The 13,215-nt window shown below is 61.4% G+C and carries 16 protein-coding genes; 8 read left to right on the plus strand and 8 right to left on the minus strand.

Annotated features, from left to right (window positions below; translation table 11 throughout):
- On the minus strand, window positions 1-519 hold a 519-nt coding region (locus tag BEN48_RS18425), incomplete at its 3' end, for an AsmA family protein (RefSeq protein ID WP_206599864.1).
- Between the two features lie 268 nt (window positions 520-787).
- Between BEN48_RS18425 and BEN48_RS13445 the strand changes: the two genes are divergently transcribed.
- Window positions 788-1,327, plus strand: a complete 540-nt coding sequence (locus BEN48_RS13445; protein ID WP_070735445.1) for a 2'-5' RNA ligase family protein — start codon at window positions 788-790, stop codon at window positions 1,325-1,327.
- A gap of 83 nt (window positions 1,328-1,410) precedes the next feature.
- On the opposite strand, the gene BEN48_RS13450 is transcribed toward BEN48_RS13445, so the two are convergent.
- On the minus strand, window positions 1,411-2,043 hold the full coding sequence (locus BEN48_RS13450; protein ID WP_070735446.1) for a DNA-3-methyladenine glycosylase family protein: 633 nt from the start codon (window positions 2,041-2,043) through the stop codon (window positions 1,411-1,413).
- A 165-nt stretch (window positions 2,044-2,208) separates the two neighbouring features.
- Here BEN48_RS13450 and nhaA point away from each other — a divergent pair, with 165 nt between their 5' ends.
- Complete coding sequence (gene nhaA, locus BEN48_RS13455; RefSeq protein ID WP_083321061.1) at window positions 2,209-3,393, plus strand: Na+/H+ antiporter NhaA; 1,185 nt, start codon at window positions 2,209-2,211, stop codon at window positions 3,391-3,393.
- Between the two features lie 165 nt (window positions 3,394-3,558).
- Here the strand turns inward: nhaA and ltaE are convergent, their stop codons facing one another.
- Window positions 3,559-4,611 carry a low-specificity L-threonine aldolase gene (gene ltaE, locus BEN48_RS13460; RefSeq protein WP_070735448.1) on the minus strand — a complete coding sequence of 351 codons (1,053 nt, stop codon included), beginning with the start codon at window positions 4,609-4,611 and terminating at the stop codon, window positions 3,559-3,561.
- A 233-nt stretch (window positions 4,612-4,844) separates the two neighbouring features.
- On the opposite strand from ltaE, the gene BEN48_RS13465 reads away from it, so the two are divergent.
- Entirely contained in the window at window positions 4,845-5,090 is a 246-nt protein-coding gene (locus tag BEN48_RS13465; RefSeq protein WP_070735449.1) for a hypothetical protein, read from the plus strand.
- A gap of 267 nt (window positions 5,091-5,357) precedes the next feature.
- On the opposite strand, the gene BEN48_RS13470 is transcribed toward BEN48_RS13465, so the two are convergent.
- The gene (locus tag BEN48_RS13470; protein WP_070735450.1) at window positions 5,358-5,861 is read right to left on the minus strand and encodes a metallophosphoesterase family protein; all 504 of its coding nucleotides are present in this window, start codon (window positions 5,859-5,861) and stop codon (window positions 5,358-5,360) included.
- A gap of 135 nt (window positions 5,862-5,996) precedes the next feature.
- On the opposite strand from BEN48_RS13470, the gene BEN48_RS13475 reads away from it, so the two are divergent.
- Window positions 5,997-6,701 carry an NUDIX hydrolase gene (locus tag BEN48_RS13475; protein WP_070735451.1) on the plus strand — a complete coding sequence of 235 codons (705 nt, stop codon included), beginning with the start codon at window positions 5,997-5,999 and terminating at the stop codon, window positions 6,699-6,701.
- A gap of 47 nt (window positions 6,702-6,748) precedes the next feature.
- Window positions 6,749-7,225 (plus strand): hypothetical protein, encoded by a 477-nt coding sequence (locus BEN48_RS13480; protein WP_070735452.1) that lies wholly within the window; start codon window positions 6,749-6,751, stop codon window positions 7,223-7,225.
- 15 nt (window positions 7,226-7,240) lie between these two features.
- Here BEN48_RS13480 and coaD read toward each other — a convergent pair whose 3' ends face one another.
- The 4 genes from coaD to BEN48_RS13500 all read right to left on the minus strand — a co-directional run bounded on the left by coaD (window position 7,241) and on the right by BEN48_RS13500 (window position 10,119).
- Entirely contained in the window at window positions 7,241-7,714 is a 474-nt protein-coding gene (coaD, locus tag BEN48_RS13485; protein ID WP_070735453.1) for a pantetheine-phosphate adenylyltransferase, read from the minus strand.
- 95 nt (window positions 7,715-7,809) lie between these two features.
- Window positions 7,810-8,676 carry a DUF3822 family protein gene (locus tag BEN48_RS13490; protein ID WP_083321062.1) on the minus strand — a complete coding sequence of 289 codons (867 nt, stop codon included), beginning with the start codon at window positions 8,674-8,676 and terminating at the stop codon, window positions 7,810-7,812.
- A 242-nt stretch (window positions 8,677-8,918) separates the two neighbouring features.
- Window positions 8,919-9,431, minus strand: coding sequence for an NUDIX domain-containing protein (locus tag BEN48_RS13495; RefSeq protein ID WP_070735455.1), 513 nt, complete (start codon window positions 9,429-9,431; stop codon window positions 8,919-8,921).
- A gap of 100 nt (window positions 9,432-9,531) precedes the next feature.
- Window positions 9,532-10,119 carry a DUF4126 domain-containing protein gene (locus tag BEN48_RS13500; RefSeq protein WP_241502277.1) on the minus strand — a complete coding sequence of 196 codons (588 nt, stop codon included), beginning with the start codon at window positions 10,117-10,119 and terminating at the stop codon, window positions 9,532-9,534.
- Window positions 10,120-10,334: 215 nt separating this feature from the next.
- Here BEN48_RS13500 and BEN48_RS13505 point away from each other — a divergent pair, with 215 nt between their 5' ends.
- From BEN48_RS13505 to BEN48_RS13515, 3 genes are all read left to right on the plus strand, one after another.
- A complete protein-coding gene (locus BEN48_RS13505) occupies window positions 10,335-10,793 on the plus strand; it encodes a PaaI family thioesterase (RefSeq protein WP_241502278.1) in 459 nt (152 codons plus the stop codon).
- A 256-nt stretch (window positions 10,794-11,049) separates the two neighbouring features.
- A complete protein-coding gene (locus BEN48_RS13510) occupies window positions 11,050-12,480 on the plus strand; it encodes an ATP-dependent DNA helicase (protein ID WP_070735457.1) in 1,431 nt (476 codons plus the stop codon).
- Window positions 12,481-12,680: 200 nt separating this feature from the next.
- Window positions 12,681-13,148 (plus strand): DUF1573 domain-containing protein, encoded by a 468-nt coding sequence (locus BEN48_RS13515; protein ID WP_070735458.1) that lies wholly within the window; start codon window positions 12,681-12,683, stop codon window positions 13,146-13,148.
- Window positions 13,149-13,215 lie beyond the last annotated feature (67 nt).

A 13,215-nucleotide genomic window follows, 5' to 3' on the forward strand; every position in this document is an offset into this window, starting at 1 on the left:
GTAGCCAATTTCGAGGCCCTCCAGCTGCAGCGGTAGCCGCTGGTGCAGGGGCTGGCCCGCGTTTTTGGTCGGCCTTACTGCCAGCGCCAGCACATCAATCCGAGCGGAGTCCAGCACCACGCTGTCGATGGGTACCACGCCTTTGCGGAGCAGCGCCAGCAGCCCAATGCCCGTCACGTTCAGCCGGGCCACGTCGAGGCGCACGCGCGGCAGTGTATCGGCTACCTGGGCGGCGGGCCGCAGGCGCACGTTCTGGAGCCGGACGGCCCGCTGCCAGAGGCTGGTGTGCAGCTCGCCCACTTGCAGGCGATACTGGCCCTGGGTTTGTTTGGCTACCTGCTTCTCCAGGGTGCGCCGCAGCCACGGGTCCAGAAACTGCAGGGCCACCACCACCAGCAGCACCACCAGTCCCAGGCCGCCCAGTACCCAGCGCACCCACCGCCGAGGGGCAGGGGTGGGTGCACCCGTTGGGGGCGAGGAATAGGCAGCAGGGTCGGCGGTAGTAGGCGTATCAGACACGGAAAAAGGGGAGAGGAATGAATAACGGCAAAGGGCCCATCGAGGGTTGTGCTTTGCGCAACGATGTAGACGAAAAGCCACGCTCACTCGACCAGCCCGGAAAATCAGCAGGGTTCCAATACTGAACGGTTCGCCTGCCCTACGCCGGGCAATGGGTTGGTTCTGGCCCGGTTTGGCTGCGCACCCGCTGGCTGCTGCCCGGCCCGGCGTGCTCCCGGCAAGTGCGTGGGTACACCAAGTCTGCGGGGGCTTTACTAGTTTAGCCGCTATGTACGCCATTACTTCGCTGCTCAACCCCCGCAACGCCAGCCGCATCAATCGCATCGTGAAGGGGCTGGAAACCCAGTTTGGCCTCGACGACGTGCAGGACACCCCCGACCCGCACCTGACCTACCTGCTCACGGCCACCCGGCGCCTCTCCGACCTCAAGGAAATGATGAAAGAAGTGGCCGCCACCACCCCGCCATTCTCCGCCTACACCACGGGCCTGGGGGTGTTTCCGGGCACCAATCCGGTTATCTACATCCCGGTACTGCGCTCCAACGACTTGAACATGCTGCACCAGCGCGTGCTCGACGTGACCGCGCCGCTCTGTCGTGCCAGCCAGTATTACCAGCCCGACCGCTGGCTGCCGCACCTCTCCCTGGCCCTGCACGACACCACCCCCGACCTGCTGGGCCCCGTGCTCGGCTACCTCAACCAGGAAACCTACAACCTGCGACTGAACGTGAACAACCTGGCCATTCTGCGCAAAAAAGGAGAGTTTTTTGTGCGGGAAGAAATATTTGAGCTGACCGGCAAGCCTTGAAATCAGTGAAAGATTAAGAGTTAGGAGTTAAGACTACGTTTTTAAGTCATCAACTTCTAACTGATAACTTTTGACTGGATTTCTCACGCCACTGGTGGAATCTGGGTGCCATTGTCCAGCGACTGCCACAGGTACTTGCAGGCCAGCGTGCGATACGGCCGCCAGCTTTCGGCAATTGCCAGCATGCGTTTTTGCAGCGCCCGGCCGGTTTCTTGCAGCCCGTAGAGGCGGCGCATCGCATTCTGCACCCCCAGGTCGCCTTCGGAAAACACGTCGGGCTGGTCCAGGGCAAACATCTGGAGCATTTGCGCCGTCCACCGGCCCACGCCGCGAATGGCGGTGAGGTGCTGGGTAAACGCTTCCTCGTCGAGGCTGGTGAGGTGTCCGTAGTCCAGCAGGCCCTGCTCGTTGTGGGCGGCAATGGCCTTGAGGTAGCCCGCTTTCTGACGCGACAAGCCGGCGCTGCGCAGCAGGTCTTCGTCCATCTGCAGCACCTCGCGGGGCTCGGGGTAGCCTTCGGGTGGAAACAGGCCCTGGAAACGCTTCCAGATAACCGCCGCCGCTTTGGTCGATATCTGTTGGCTCACAATGGCGCGCAGCAGCGCGAGGTACAGGTCTTCGTGTGGCCGGGGCTGAATTTCCCGGCCCCGCGCAATCAAACTGCCCAGGAGCGGGTCGGCGCTGGAAAGGTGCTGAATGGCAGTTTCGTTGAGCATGTGGATGGGGAATTAGGCAGGCGCTGGCGTGGGGTTTGGGTTAGTATACGGTTTTACCGGGTACGGGAATCCCTCACCCGGCCCTTGCCTGGCCTGCGGCTTCAGATGCCTTTTCCGCCAAGGGCAACTGGTTCGGTGGGTGGGCAGGGTTATCTTTGCGGGTCTATGCCAATCCGCCGAATACTACGACCTGTCCGCGAATTATCCGAAAGTGGGAAGTTAGCCGGGCTGCTGTTAATTCTGGCCACGGGCGTATCGCTGCTTCTAGCTAATAGCGTGGTGGGGGCGCGCTACGTCGCTTTGTGGGAGCAGCACGTGGGCTTTGGTGCCCTCAACAAATCCGTCAATCACTGGATTAACGACGGCCTGATGGCGGTTTTCTTCTTCCTGGTAGGGCTGGAAATTAAGCGGGAAGTATTGGCTGGTGAGCTGGCCGAACCCCGGCAGGCCATGCTGCCCGCGTTGGCGGCCGTGGGCGGCGTAATAGCCCCTGCGCTCGTTCACCTGGTGTTCACCAATGGCACCCCGGGCGCCTCGGGTTGGGCCATTCCCACCGCCACCGACATTGCTTTTTCGCTGGGCATCCTGGCCCTGCTGGGCAAACGGGTGCCCCCCAGCCTGCGCATTTTCCTCACCGCCCTGGCTATCATCGACGACCTGATGGCCGTGCTCATCATCGCCTTCTTTTATTCGGGCAGCCTGGATGGGGCGTACCTCGGAGCCGCGGGCGGCATCCTGGTTTTGTTGGTGCTTCTCAATCAATTGAAAGTGACCACGCTGGTTCCTTACCTGGTGCTGGGAGTGGGCCTGTGGTTCTGCGTGCTGGAGTCGGGCATCCATGCCACCATTGCCGGCGTGCTGCTCGCCCTCACCATTCCCCTGGAGCGCATCGAGAACATTGAGCATACCTTGCACCGCCCCGTCAACTACTTTATTCTGCCTCTGTTTGCGCTGTGCAACACGGCCATTGTGCTCAACGGCAACCTCTTTCCCAGCCTGAGCTCGCCACTTTCCCTGGGCATCGGGCTGGGGCTGCTGCTCGGCAAGCCGTTGGGCATCGTGGGCGTAGTGGCCCTGCTGGTGCGCCTGAACTTGGCCAAGCTGCCCGCTCAAGTCAACTGGACGCAGATGGTGGGGCTGGGCTTCACGGCCGGCATCGGGTTCACCATGGCCATTTTCATTGCCACCCTGGCCTACGGCGACCCCGCCGCGGTCGACGTGGCCAAACTGGCTGTGCTGCTCGGCTCGGCCGCCGCCGCCATGGTAGGGGCCGCCATCCTTGGCTTTGCCAAAAACAAGGATGTCTTGCCCCAACTAGCGAAGGTGCGGGAGCAGGAAGAAGCCTTTTAACCAGCCGTGCAGCAGTAAACGTATTCAAAACAGCACGTCATGCTGAGCGCAGCCGAAGCATCTCTACCGCTATAGCAATTCATTTACTGCTGCGGTAGAGATGCTTCGGCTGCGCTCAGCATGACGTGCTGTTTCAGTCAATTGACGTGCTGTTTCAGTAATTACCTAAACCAGCTGCGCTACCTGTTGCAGGGCGGCCTCTACGCGGGCCAGGTCGGCATCGTCCACGTCGAGGTGGGTCACGAAACGAATCCACTGCGGGCCAAAGCTGCTGGCTTTAATGCCTTGCTGCTCCAGCGTGGCCAGGAATTCGGCGGCCGGCTGGCTGTCGTGCAGGCGGAAGATAACCAGGTTGGTTTCGGGGTTCAGCACGTCGCTCACGTAGGGCTGCTGGCGCAGCACCGCGGCCAGGCGCGCAGCGCGGCGGTGGTCGTCGGCCAGGCGCGTCACGTTGTTTTCCAGCGCGTAGATGCCGGCGGCGGCCAGGTAGCCGGCCTGCCGCATGCCACCGCCCATCACCTTGCGAATGCGCTTGGTCTTCTGAATAAAATCAGCCGAACCCAGCAGCACCGAGCCCACCGGCGCCCCCAGGCCCTTGGAGAGGCACACCGAAATCGAATCGAAAATCTGGCCGTAGTCTTCGCCGCGCTGGCCCGTGGCCACCAGGGCGTTGAACACCCGCGCGCCGTCCAGGTGCCGGGCCAGGCCGTGCCGCTTGGCCACGTCGCTGATGGCCGCCATGTCGTCCCAGGTGTAGCAGCTGCCGCCGCCGCGGTTGTGCGTGTTTTCCAGGCACACCAGGCGGGTGGTGGGGTAGTGGATATTCTGGGGCCGGATGGCGGCTTCCACCTGCTCGGCTGTGAGGCGGCCGCGCTCGCCGGCCAGCAGGGCCACCGACGCGCTGGAGTGGAAGGCGATGCCGCCCACTTCCCACAGGTAGACGTGGGCCGTTTGCTCGCAAATTACCTCACTCAGGGGCTCGGTGTGGGCCTTGATGGCAATTTGGTTGGTCATGGTGCCCGAGGGGCAAAAGAGGCCGGCTTCGAGCCCAAAGCGGGCGGCGGCCATTTCTTCGAGGCGGCGCACGGTGGGGTCCTCTTCGTACACGTCGTCGCCCACGGGCGCAGCCGACATGGCCGCGAGCATGGCCGGGGTGGGACGCGTCACGGTATCGGAGCGCAGGTCAACGGGGGACAGGGAAGTGCTTACGGCGGTCATGGGGGTAAGAAAACGGACGGAATACAAAAAGAGGAAGGCGGGCTGCCGGCTTCCAGCAGCTGCGGCAGAGTGCCGGCAGCCCCGGCAAAAGTAGCGCCCGAAGCCGGTCCGCGGCTGCTACCCCAAATACGCAGTAATTCAGCAAAATGACTCATGGGCTTGCACTTTCAAAATGAAAGCCTTACTTTTGCCCTCCGTTTCGTAAGCCCCAAGACTCTAACTAATCCGGCACCATGTCCGTTACCCGCCTCAAGCGCAAGCACCGCAAAAACATTGCCCGTGCCAACAACAAAAAGCACATCATCAAGGAGCTGCTCCGCACGCCCGTTCTGAAAAACGTTGATTTGGAAGAACTGAAGTCGCGTTTCACCACCAACGGTGGCGTATCTGACTCGGCCACTGCTCCCAAAGCTGCTGCCAAAGCGAAGAAAGAAACGGCTGCCGAAACCGCCGCTGATTCCGATACCGCCGAAGCCTAGCCCCTGAGCGAAGAAGGCCAGGCGGGCTAGTCCCCCAGGCCCGAAATCGCGCTCTACTTAAGTTCGTTGCCGCAAGCCGCTCACTAATTGTAGCCGCCTGTGGCAAACGCATACAGTTGCGACAAGCCCCGTTACCTGCGCTGCAGGCAGCGGGGCTTGTTGGCTTTGCCCGGCACTGTACTGCCTTTCCGGCTCCCTTCTATTTTGAAAGATGGCGCTGGGCAGTTGCGTGGTTTGTGCCCACCTGAAACCTGCCCCGTGAACCCCTCAGCTGGCCCGTGGCCCCAGCTCTACGGCCTGCATGTTCACCACCTTCCCGGCGTCGATGCCAAAGCGGAGCAGGGTGCGCACCTTATGGAAGCCGTGCCGGCCGGCCGCACCAGGATTCAGATGCAGCAGGCCCAGGTGCTTGTCCGACATCACGCGCAAGATGTGGGAGTGGCCCGTAACGAACAGGCCCGGCCGGCTGGCAGCCAGCAACGGCCGGGCGGCCGGCGCGTAGTGCCCCGGGTAGCCGCCAATGTGGGTAATGAGCACCCGCAGCCCGTCAATTTCGAAATCCTGCACCAGCGGTTGGGTCCTGCGCACGTCCGTACCGTCGATATTGCCGTACACGCCCCGAAACCTGGGCGCCAACGCCTGCAGCTCGTCTACCACGCGGGCATTGCCGAAGTCTCCGGCGTGCCATATTTCGTCGCAATCGCGCAAATGGTGCGCAATCCGCTCGTCGAAGTAGCTGTGGGTGTCGGAAAGCAGGCCAATGCGCGTCATGCTGCAAAGATGCGGCCGGCCGGCAAATCGGTGCGCTCCCGTATCTTGCAGCCGCTGCCCGGAGCTAGTTTTTTCTTACATTTCTGACCCCGGCTCCCTCGCTGCCGTCATCATCTTCTCAATTCGATACTTCCGATGAATATTTTCATCAACGACATTCCGCTGGTCATCAAAAAGCTCAGCGAAAAGGTGTACAAGCACAAATTCGACCTCATTTTGAATCCCGACGATGACTTTACATCCAAGGACCTGGTGGGCGATGTGCTGGTGCGCGACGCCGGGCCGCTGTTCATCGACCGCCTACTGCGCCTGATGGAGGTGAAAAAGCTGAAAAAGCTGAAGTCGCTGACTATGTTGGTCAAAAAGAAAAAGTACATCACCCTGCACTTCAAGGACCAGTTTAAAATTGCCAAAGCCGGCGGCGGACTGGTGGTGAAAGGCGACCAGGTGCTGATGATTTACCGCCTCGGCAAGTGGGACCTGCCCAAGGGCAAACTCAAGAGCGACGAGGACCAGGCCGCCGGCGCCCTGCGCGAGGTGGAAGAGGAAACGAACATCAAGCTGGAGCTGGGCGAAGAACTGCCCAGCACTTGGCACAGCTACGCCTACAAAGGCAACAAAATGCTGAAAAAAACCAGCTGGTTCCTCATGAAGTGCGTGGACGATACGCTGATGAAGCCCCAGACCGAAGAATACATCGAAGAAGTGCGGTGGATGTCGCCGCAGGAGGCCCTGGCCAAGCTCGAGGATTCTTACGCGTCCATTGCGCTGGTCGTGAGGCACTACCTCAACACCATGGCTGGGCAACCTGCCAAAGCGACGCCCGCCGCCGGCAAGTAGTTGGCCCGCAGGACTGCCGGCCAGGAAATATTTTTATATTGCAGTCTATGCGAATCGCTGCACTGCTTTTTCTGGCCGTTGGTTTGGGTGCTACGGCTTGTTCCGGCACGCACGAGCCCCTGCAAGAACGGGCCGTACCGCAGCCCGCGGACGATGCCTCCGGCCTGCGCGTGCCCGAGTTGCTCGGCCTCGATATCGACGAGTTGAGCCAGCAGATGGGACCCGCCCTGCCATTACCGGCCGGCTTTAGTGACCCAGTTTTGGCCCCGGTGTTTCAGCGCAGCGAGCAACTCGATTCGAGCCTGCTGTTTCGGCGTCGGGGGCTGGCCATTGTGGCTTCGTACGACTACCGCTCGCGGCAGGTAAGCAGCTTGCTGCTGCTGGGCCGCAACGAAGCCGAGCTCATGAGCCGGGCGCAGCTACAACTCGGGGCCGACAGCTACCTGGTGCTGCCTGTGTTCAAGGAGCGCCCCGTGAATGAGCTGCTGGGCCTGCGGGTGCTGGCCATGAACCTGAACCAGTAGCACTTCGTGCGGCTGTTAGCCCAACTCGGCCACGGGCGGCAGCACAAACGGCAGGAAGGCGTCCACGTTGCCGCCATAGCGGTGAATGTCCCGGATTATGGTACTGCTCACGGCGCCCAGAGTGGGCGAGGTTAGTAAAAACACGGTTTCCAGCTCGGTGTTTACGTGCTGGTTGCCGTAGGCAATGGGCATTTCGTATTCGAAGTCCAGGCTGTTGCGCAGGCCGCGTAGCAGGTAGCGAGCACCCACTTCCCGCGCAAATTCCGCCGTGAGGCCCTTGAAGGTGTGCACCGTCACGCGGGGCTCGTCCTCAAACACGGTAGCAATCAGGGCTTGCATGCGCTCCACGGGCAGGTAGCGCTGCTTGCTGCTGTTGGTGCCAATGGCGATAATAACCTTGTCGAACAGCGCCGCTCCCCGCCGCACAATATCCAGGTGGCCGTTGGTGAAAGGGTCGAACGAGCCGGGGAAAAGGGCAATACGGGCCATGTAAGGGGAGTTATCAGTTACGAATTTAAAGTTATGGGTTAGGAATTGTCAGCGCATCAGTTGAAAACCCATAATTCTTAACTCATAACTCCATTTTACGCGAAGTGCAGACTGAACAGGTCGAAGTAGCGGTACTCAAACACGTCGTTGAGGCGGTAGCTGTAGTGCACGTTGCCGGGGCGGGCGCCAAACTTCACGTTGCGCACGTAGGTGCGCAGCAGGCTGAATACTGCCGAATCGGGCGTGAATTCGCCCCACACGGTTACGTCGTCCTGGTCGGGGTCGAGGCCTAGTTCCTGCATCACCAGAATGGTGTAGTACACCACGTCTTCGGCGGTGCTGCACGGAAACACATTGCAGTACTCCAGGTGCTGGCCCAGTACCACCAGGGTGAGTTCCTGCTGGCCGGGGTTGAGGTAGAGGCGGCGGGGGGCAGCCGCGCCGCGCTGGTGCACCAGGCCGGCCAGCAGGGCGCTGGTGTGGTGCACCAGGCGGCCGGTGGCTCCGTGCGTGGCCCCCAGCCAGTTGGCCAGGGCGGTATCGGCGGCAAAAACATTGACCAGCTCCTGGCTGGGGTGCGTGGTGTGGCGAATGGTTTCGGTGGGCGTGGGGGTGTGGTGCAGGCGCAGGGCCGCGGCCTCGTCGCCGGGCCGAAACAGAGAGGCCGGCAGCAGCGTGAATGCCCGGCCGGTTACGGCCAGCCGCACCGCATTCCACCCGCGCAGGGCCAGAAAATCGTGCTGAGCGGCCAGTGCTGGCACACCCCCCGGCCCAAGGATGTATTCTTCAAGGGCCACAAATTTCTGGCGCTCTACGTCGACCGCGGTGAGGTACAGGCGTGTGGGGCCGGCCAGCAGATACAAATTGTAGGCGGCGGGGTTGGCGGGGTCAAACGTCTCGTCGCGCAAGCGCAGCAAGGACGTGGGCGCGGCCGTGGGTGCAGAAGAAGCGGAAGCAGGCACGTATCGAAGCTAAACAGGCCCAATGGGCGGGGCTAAAGATAATGCTTCACCGCAGGAGGACCGCCGCCGTCGGCCCAAAGAAATAACGAACGGCCCGGAAAGCTCCGATTAATCAGGGCAGTCAGCACGCGATAGAGCCGTTTTCGTTTGCGTTTTGGGGCTAAATGGCCGCCGGCGTACAACTACCAACGGTGCGGAAATCCGGCCGCGGCGCCCAACGGTTCCCCTGCGTTTACAATGGTTTAAACGAACCGGGTTTGGGGCACAAAGATGTCGTCGGGGCTCAGCACCATGCGCAGCACGGGGTGCACCTGCTCGTGCGGAACGTGCAACAGCTGCCGCGGCGTGAGCCAGGCCAGCTCGGTGAGAAGCTGCTGGTTGGGAGCGTGCTCGGGGTCGTGGCCCAGGCGGGGCTGCTCGTTGGCATCGTTCAGCACTTCAAAGAACAGCTCAAGCGCCTGCAGCTTGCCCGTGCTGAACTCGTGCAGGTGCAGGAAGCGGCCCACGCGCACGGTCAGGCCGGTTTCTTCCCGAAACTCCCGTACCAATGCCGTGCGAATGCTTTCGCCAAACTGCCAGCCGCCCCCGGGCGGCGACCAGAACGGCGTTTCTTTGGGCAGCAGGCCACGGTGCGCGGCCAGCAAAATGCCGCCATCGCGCAGCAGCAGCCCGCCCACCCGCACGCGCACCTTGCCGGAGTAGGCATCGAGCAGCGATTCGGGAGAAAGAGCGGTGGCGTCGGGCGAGAAGGACATAGCGGCAGTGGCAGCCCCTACAGCTGAGGTGCGGCCCTAGACTAACGTTCGGCTCGGCACATTGTTTCTGTCGGGCAGCAAAAAAAGCCGCCTGCCCATCTCACGTAGCGTGGCTGCGTTGGGCCAGCCACCGGCGCAACCTGCTGATGATGAATACCAACAGTGCCACTGCAAAGCCGGCCGCAACTACGGGCAGCAGCAGCGTGAGCGCCACGCCACCCACGGCCAGCGAGTTTTCGACCGTGGCCAGAATGGAGTTGCCTATGCCCCCGGTGGCGGCCGTGGAGGCCCCGCGGAGCAGCGCCGTGCCCGTTTGCACCAGTCCGGCTGTGCCGCCCCCCACCAAGATGCCCAGCGTCCAGCGCAGAGTAGGGTCGAGGTGGGGCAGGGCCGAGGTCATGAGAATGGTGCCCGCCACAAAGGAGGCCGGCGTGGTGAGGGTATCGAGAAAATGGTCGACGATGGGGACGTAGTAGCCGGCTATTTCCAGCACCGTGGCGGTGGCCAGCGTGAGCAGGGCCGTCCAGGTGCCCAGCCAGGCGAAGCCGGCGGCCGGCGTTAGGTAGCCGAAGCGGTAGGCGGCACTGGCCGCCAGCAGGGGCACAAACACCCGGAAGCCGCTGCACGCCGCCAGGCCCAGGCCCAGCGCCCCCGCCACGAAATATTCCATGCTCGGCAACGACTCCATAGGATTTGAAAAGCGTAATGTGAAGCAAAAGGCCCGGTGCCGGCAAGCAAGCCAGTACCTTTGGGGTGTCAGCCGGGCAAGTGCTCTGCGTGACCAAAAAACCCCTTTAAGGGTATTCGGCGGTTCTAAGGACAAGCCGGAAGTATTAGGCGGTACAAAGTCCGGCTCAGAACCCATTCACTGCCGTTACCCTCAAGCAAACATAAACGTTTTCAGTGTCAACTACCCAGCCTGCCCCCCTGGCCGCCCCCGCTGCCGATACCCCCGAAGAACTCGAAGCCCGCATCCGGCGCAAGCTTACGCGGCAACGGTTCATGCACCTCATCGGAGCCGATTTGACGGTCATCACACCCGGCCGCGTAGAAGCCGAACTGCTGCTGGGCGAGCAGCACCAGCAGCAGCGCGGCTTCGCGCACGGCGGCCTCATTGCCACCCTGGCCGATTTGGTGGCCGGTTTTGCCGGCGTCACGCTCATTCCGGACAACTTCGGGCTGGTCACCTCCGATTTAAAAATCTCCTACCTGCATCCGGGCATCGGGCAGAAGCTCAAAGCCATTGGCTGGGTGCTGAAAGCCGGGCGGCGCCTGCAGTTCTGCGAAGCCGAAGTGTGGTGCGACGACCTGCTCATTGCCAAAGCCAGCGCCACCATGGCCGTGATAGAGCCCCTGAGCTAGCCCGATGAAGCCTGCGTGACGGTGACGATTGTGCGTCTGTTATTGTTGAAGCAGTCTGGAAAGTTGTTTTTTAAACGTTTGTCATCTTGAGCGGAGCGAAGGACCTTATCACGAATGGGGTTTCATAGAACTGGCTTAACTCAAACGTGATAAGGTCCTTCGCTCCGCTCAGGATGACAACTTCACCCCCGCCAACACCTGTTTCAGACTCAAGGATTAAAATTCACCCGGTGAATTCCCCGCGAAAGAACCAACAATGCTAAAACTCCGAACCCCGTCTGTGCGGGACTACTTTCCTTACGAGCCCACCGAGGACCAGGCCCTGCTGTTCACGCAGCTGGACGCGTTTCTGCGCGACGACCTGCCGGGGCGCAAGGTGTTTGTGCTGCGCGGCTACGCCGGCACCGGCAAAACCACCGTGGTAAGTGCCCTGGTGCAATGGCTGCACAAGCTGCAGCGCAAATACACCCTGATGGCGCCCACCGGCCGCGCCGCCAAGGTGATGGCGGGCTACGCGGGCGTGCCGGCCAGCACCATTCACAAAAAAATATACCGCCAGACCTCCGGCGCGCCCAGCGAGCGGCTCAATTTCCAGCGCCAGCCCAACCGCACCGAGCAAACGCTGTACATAGTGGACGAGGCCTCCATGATTTCGGACGAAAAAGCTTTCGGCGAGAGCGGGCTGCTCGACGATTTGATGGGGTTTGTGTTTGAGAAAACCAGCAACAAGCTCCTGCTCATCGGCGACACGGCCCAGCTGCCGCCGGTGGGCCAACTCCTGAGCCCCGCCCTCGACCCCGAGCTGCTGGCCCACCGCTTCCGGGCCACCGTGGGCAGCGTGGAACTGCGCCAGGTAATGCGCCAGGCCCAGGCCTCGGGCATCCTGGTGAACGCCACCGAGCTGCGCGAAGAATTGCGCGAGCCGGCGCCCAACATCCAGCTGCACACCAAGGGCTTCAACGACATCTTTAAGATGGGCGGCGACAAGCTGGAGGACGGCCTGCGCTGGGCCTATCGCAACTTTGGGCACGAGAACACCACCATCATCTGCCGTTCTAACCGCAACGCCAACCAGTACAACCAGCTCATCCGGCGGGCCTTGTTTGATGCCGAGGAGGAGATAGAGGGCGGCGACTACCTCATGGTGGTGCGCAACAACTACTTCTGGCTGCCCAAAGACTCCGAAATCGGCTTTCTGGCCAACGGCGACTTCCTGCAAATCACCAAGATAGTGCGGCGCGAGGAAGTGTACGGCTTCCATTTTGCTCAGGCCCAGGTGCGCCTCGTAGACTATCCCGACGAGCCCGAGATTGAAGTAAAGCTGCTGCTCGACACCCTGCACACCGAAAGCCCGGCCCTGCCCTCGGACCGCAACAACGCCCTGTACACGGCCGTGAGCGAAGATTACGCGCACCTCAAAACCAAGTCGGAGCGCTACAAGGAAATGCGCAAAGACCCGTACCTCAACGCCCTGCAGATAAAGTTTGCCTACGCCCTCACGTGCCACAAGGCGCAGGGCGGCCAGTGGCAGGCCGTGTTCGTGGACCATGGCTACCTGAAACCCGATGAGCCCCTGGCGGGGGAGTTTGCGCGCTGGCTCTACACGGCCATCACGCGGGCTTCGGAGCGGCTGTTTCTGCTAAATTTCCAGCAGAAGCTCATCAGCGACCCGCCCGAAGACGACTGAGGAACGCCGGCTCGGCCCGCTAAAAATTTCAGGGCCAAAGAATTTAAAGCGGCTGCCTGTGGTTAGGAGCACAAGTTTACTGGTTTCGGTCTGGCGCCGATTAGTTTGGTCGAAAATTTGCCTGACCGCCCGAAACGAGTAAATTTGTTACACGCCGTTAGCCGCTCCCTCAACTTTAATAACTCTCCATTTACTTCCCCATGAAAAAAACCTTGCTCCTCGCCCTGAGCCTCACGGCTGCTGCTTACTCCGCTCAGGCCCAGACTGCTGCTCCGGCGGCTGTAGGTCCGGTAGCTGGCCCGGCCATCACGTTCGAAGAGTCGAAGTTTGACTTTGGCTCCGTGGCCCAAGGGGCTACCGTTACGCACGTCTTCAAATTCAAGAACACGGGCAAAACGCCCCTCATTGTGAACAACATTGGAGTGAGCTGCGGCTGCACCACGCCCGAGTGGACCAAAGCGCCCGTAGCGCCCGGCAAAACCGGCACCATCACCGCCCACTTCAACACCACCGGCAAGTTCGGCATGCAAAACAAAGTGCTGACCATTGAGTCGAACGCCACGGCTGGCACCGCTACCGTTGCATTGGTGGGTGAAGTGAAAGAGGCTTCGGCCACTGCCAGCACGGCCCCCGCCGCCCCTGCCAAGATGAAAGTAAAAGTGAAGTAAGCCGCTCCGGTTTTCTTTTAAGCCACCCTAAAAAGGGCTGCCCGCAAATGCGGGCAGCCCTTTTTAG

Origin of the sequence: Hymenobacter glacialis (genome assembly GCF_001816165.1) — a bacterium.
Classification (GTDB): domain Bacteria; phylum Bacteroidota; class Bacteroidia; order Cytophagales; family Hymenobacteraceae; genus Hymenobacter; species Hymenobacter glacialis.

Coding starts and splice junctions, on each gene's coding strand:
- BEN48_RS13445 (WP_070735445.1), top strand. CDS start 788: ATGTACGCCATTACTTCGCTGCTCAACCCCCGCAACGCCAGCCGCATC.
- BEN48_RS13450 (WP_070735446.1), bottom strand. CDS start 2,043: ATGCTCAACGAAACTGCCATTCAGCACCTTTCCAGCGCCGACCCGCTC.
- nhaA (WP_083321061.1), top strand. CDS start 2,209: ATGCCAATCCGCCGAATACTACGACCTGTCCGCGAATTATCCGAAAGT.
- ltaE (WP_070735448.1), bottom strand. CDS start 4,611: ATGACCGCCGTAAGCACTTCCCTGTCCCCCGTTGACCTGCGCTCCGAT.
- BEN48_RS13465 (WP_070735449.1), top strand. CDS start 4,845: ATGTCCGTTACCCGCCTCAAGCGCAAGCACCGCAAAAACATTGCCCGT.
- BEN48_RS13470 (WP_070735450.1), bottom strand. CDS start 5,861: ATGACGCGCATTGGCCTGCTTTCCGACACCCACAGCTACTTCGACGAG.
- BEN48_RS13475 (WP_070735451.1), top strand. CDS start 5,997: ATGAATATTTTCATCAACGACATTCCGCTGGTCATCAAAAAGCTCAGC.
- BEN48_RS13480 (WP_070735452.1), top strand. CDS start 6,749: ATGCGAATCGCTGCACTGCTTTTTCTGGCCGTTGGTTTGGGTGCTACG.
- coaD (WP_070735453.1), bottom strand. CDS start 7,714: ATGGCCCGTATTGCCCTTTTCCCCGGCTCGTTCGACCCTTTCACCAAC.
- BEN48_RS13495 (WP_070735455.1), bottom strand. CDS start 9,431: ATGTCCTTCTCGCCCGACGCCACCGCTCTTTCTCCCGAATCGCTGCTC.
- BEN48_RS13500 (WP_241502277.1), bottom strand. CDS start 10,119: ATGGAGTCGTTGCCGAGCATGGAATATTTCGTGGCGGGGGCGCTGGGC.
- BEN48_RS13510 (WP_070735457.1), top strand. CDS start 11,050: ATGCTAAAACTCCGAACCCCGTCTGTGCGGGACTACTTTCCTTACGAG.
- BEN48_RS13515 (WP_070735458.1), top strand. CDS start 12,681: ATGAAAAAAACCTTGCTCCTCGCCCTGAGCCTCACGGCTGCTGCTTAC.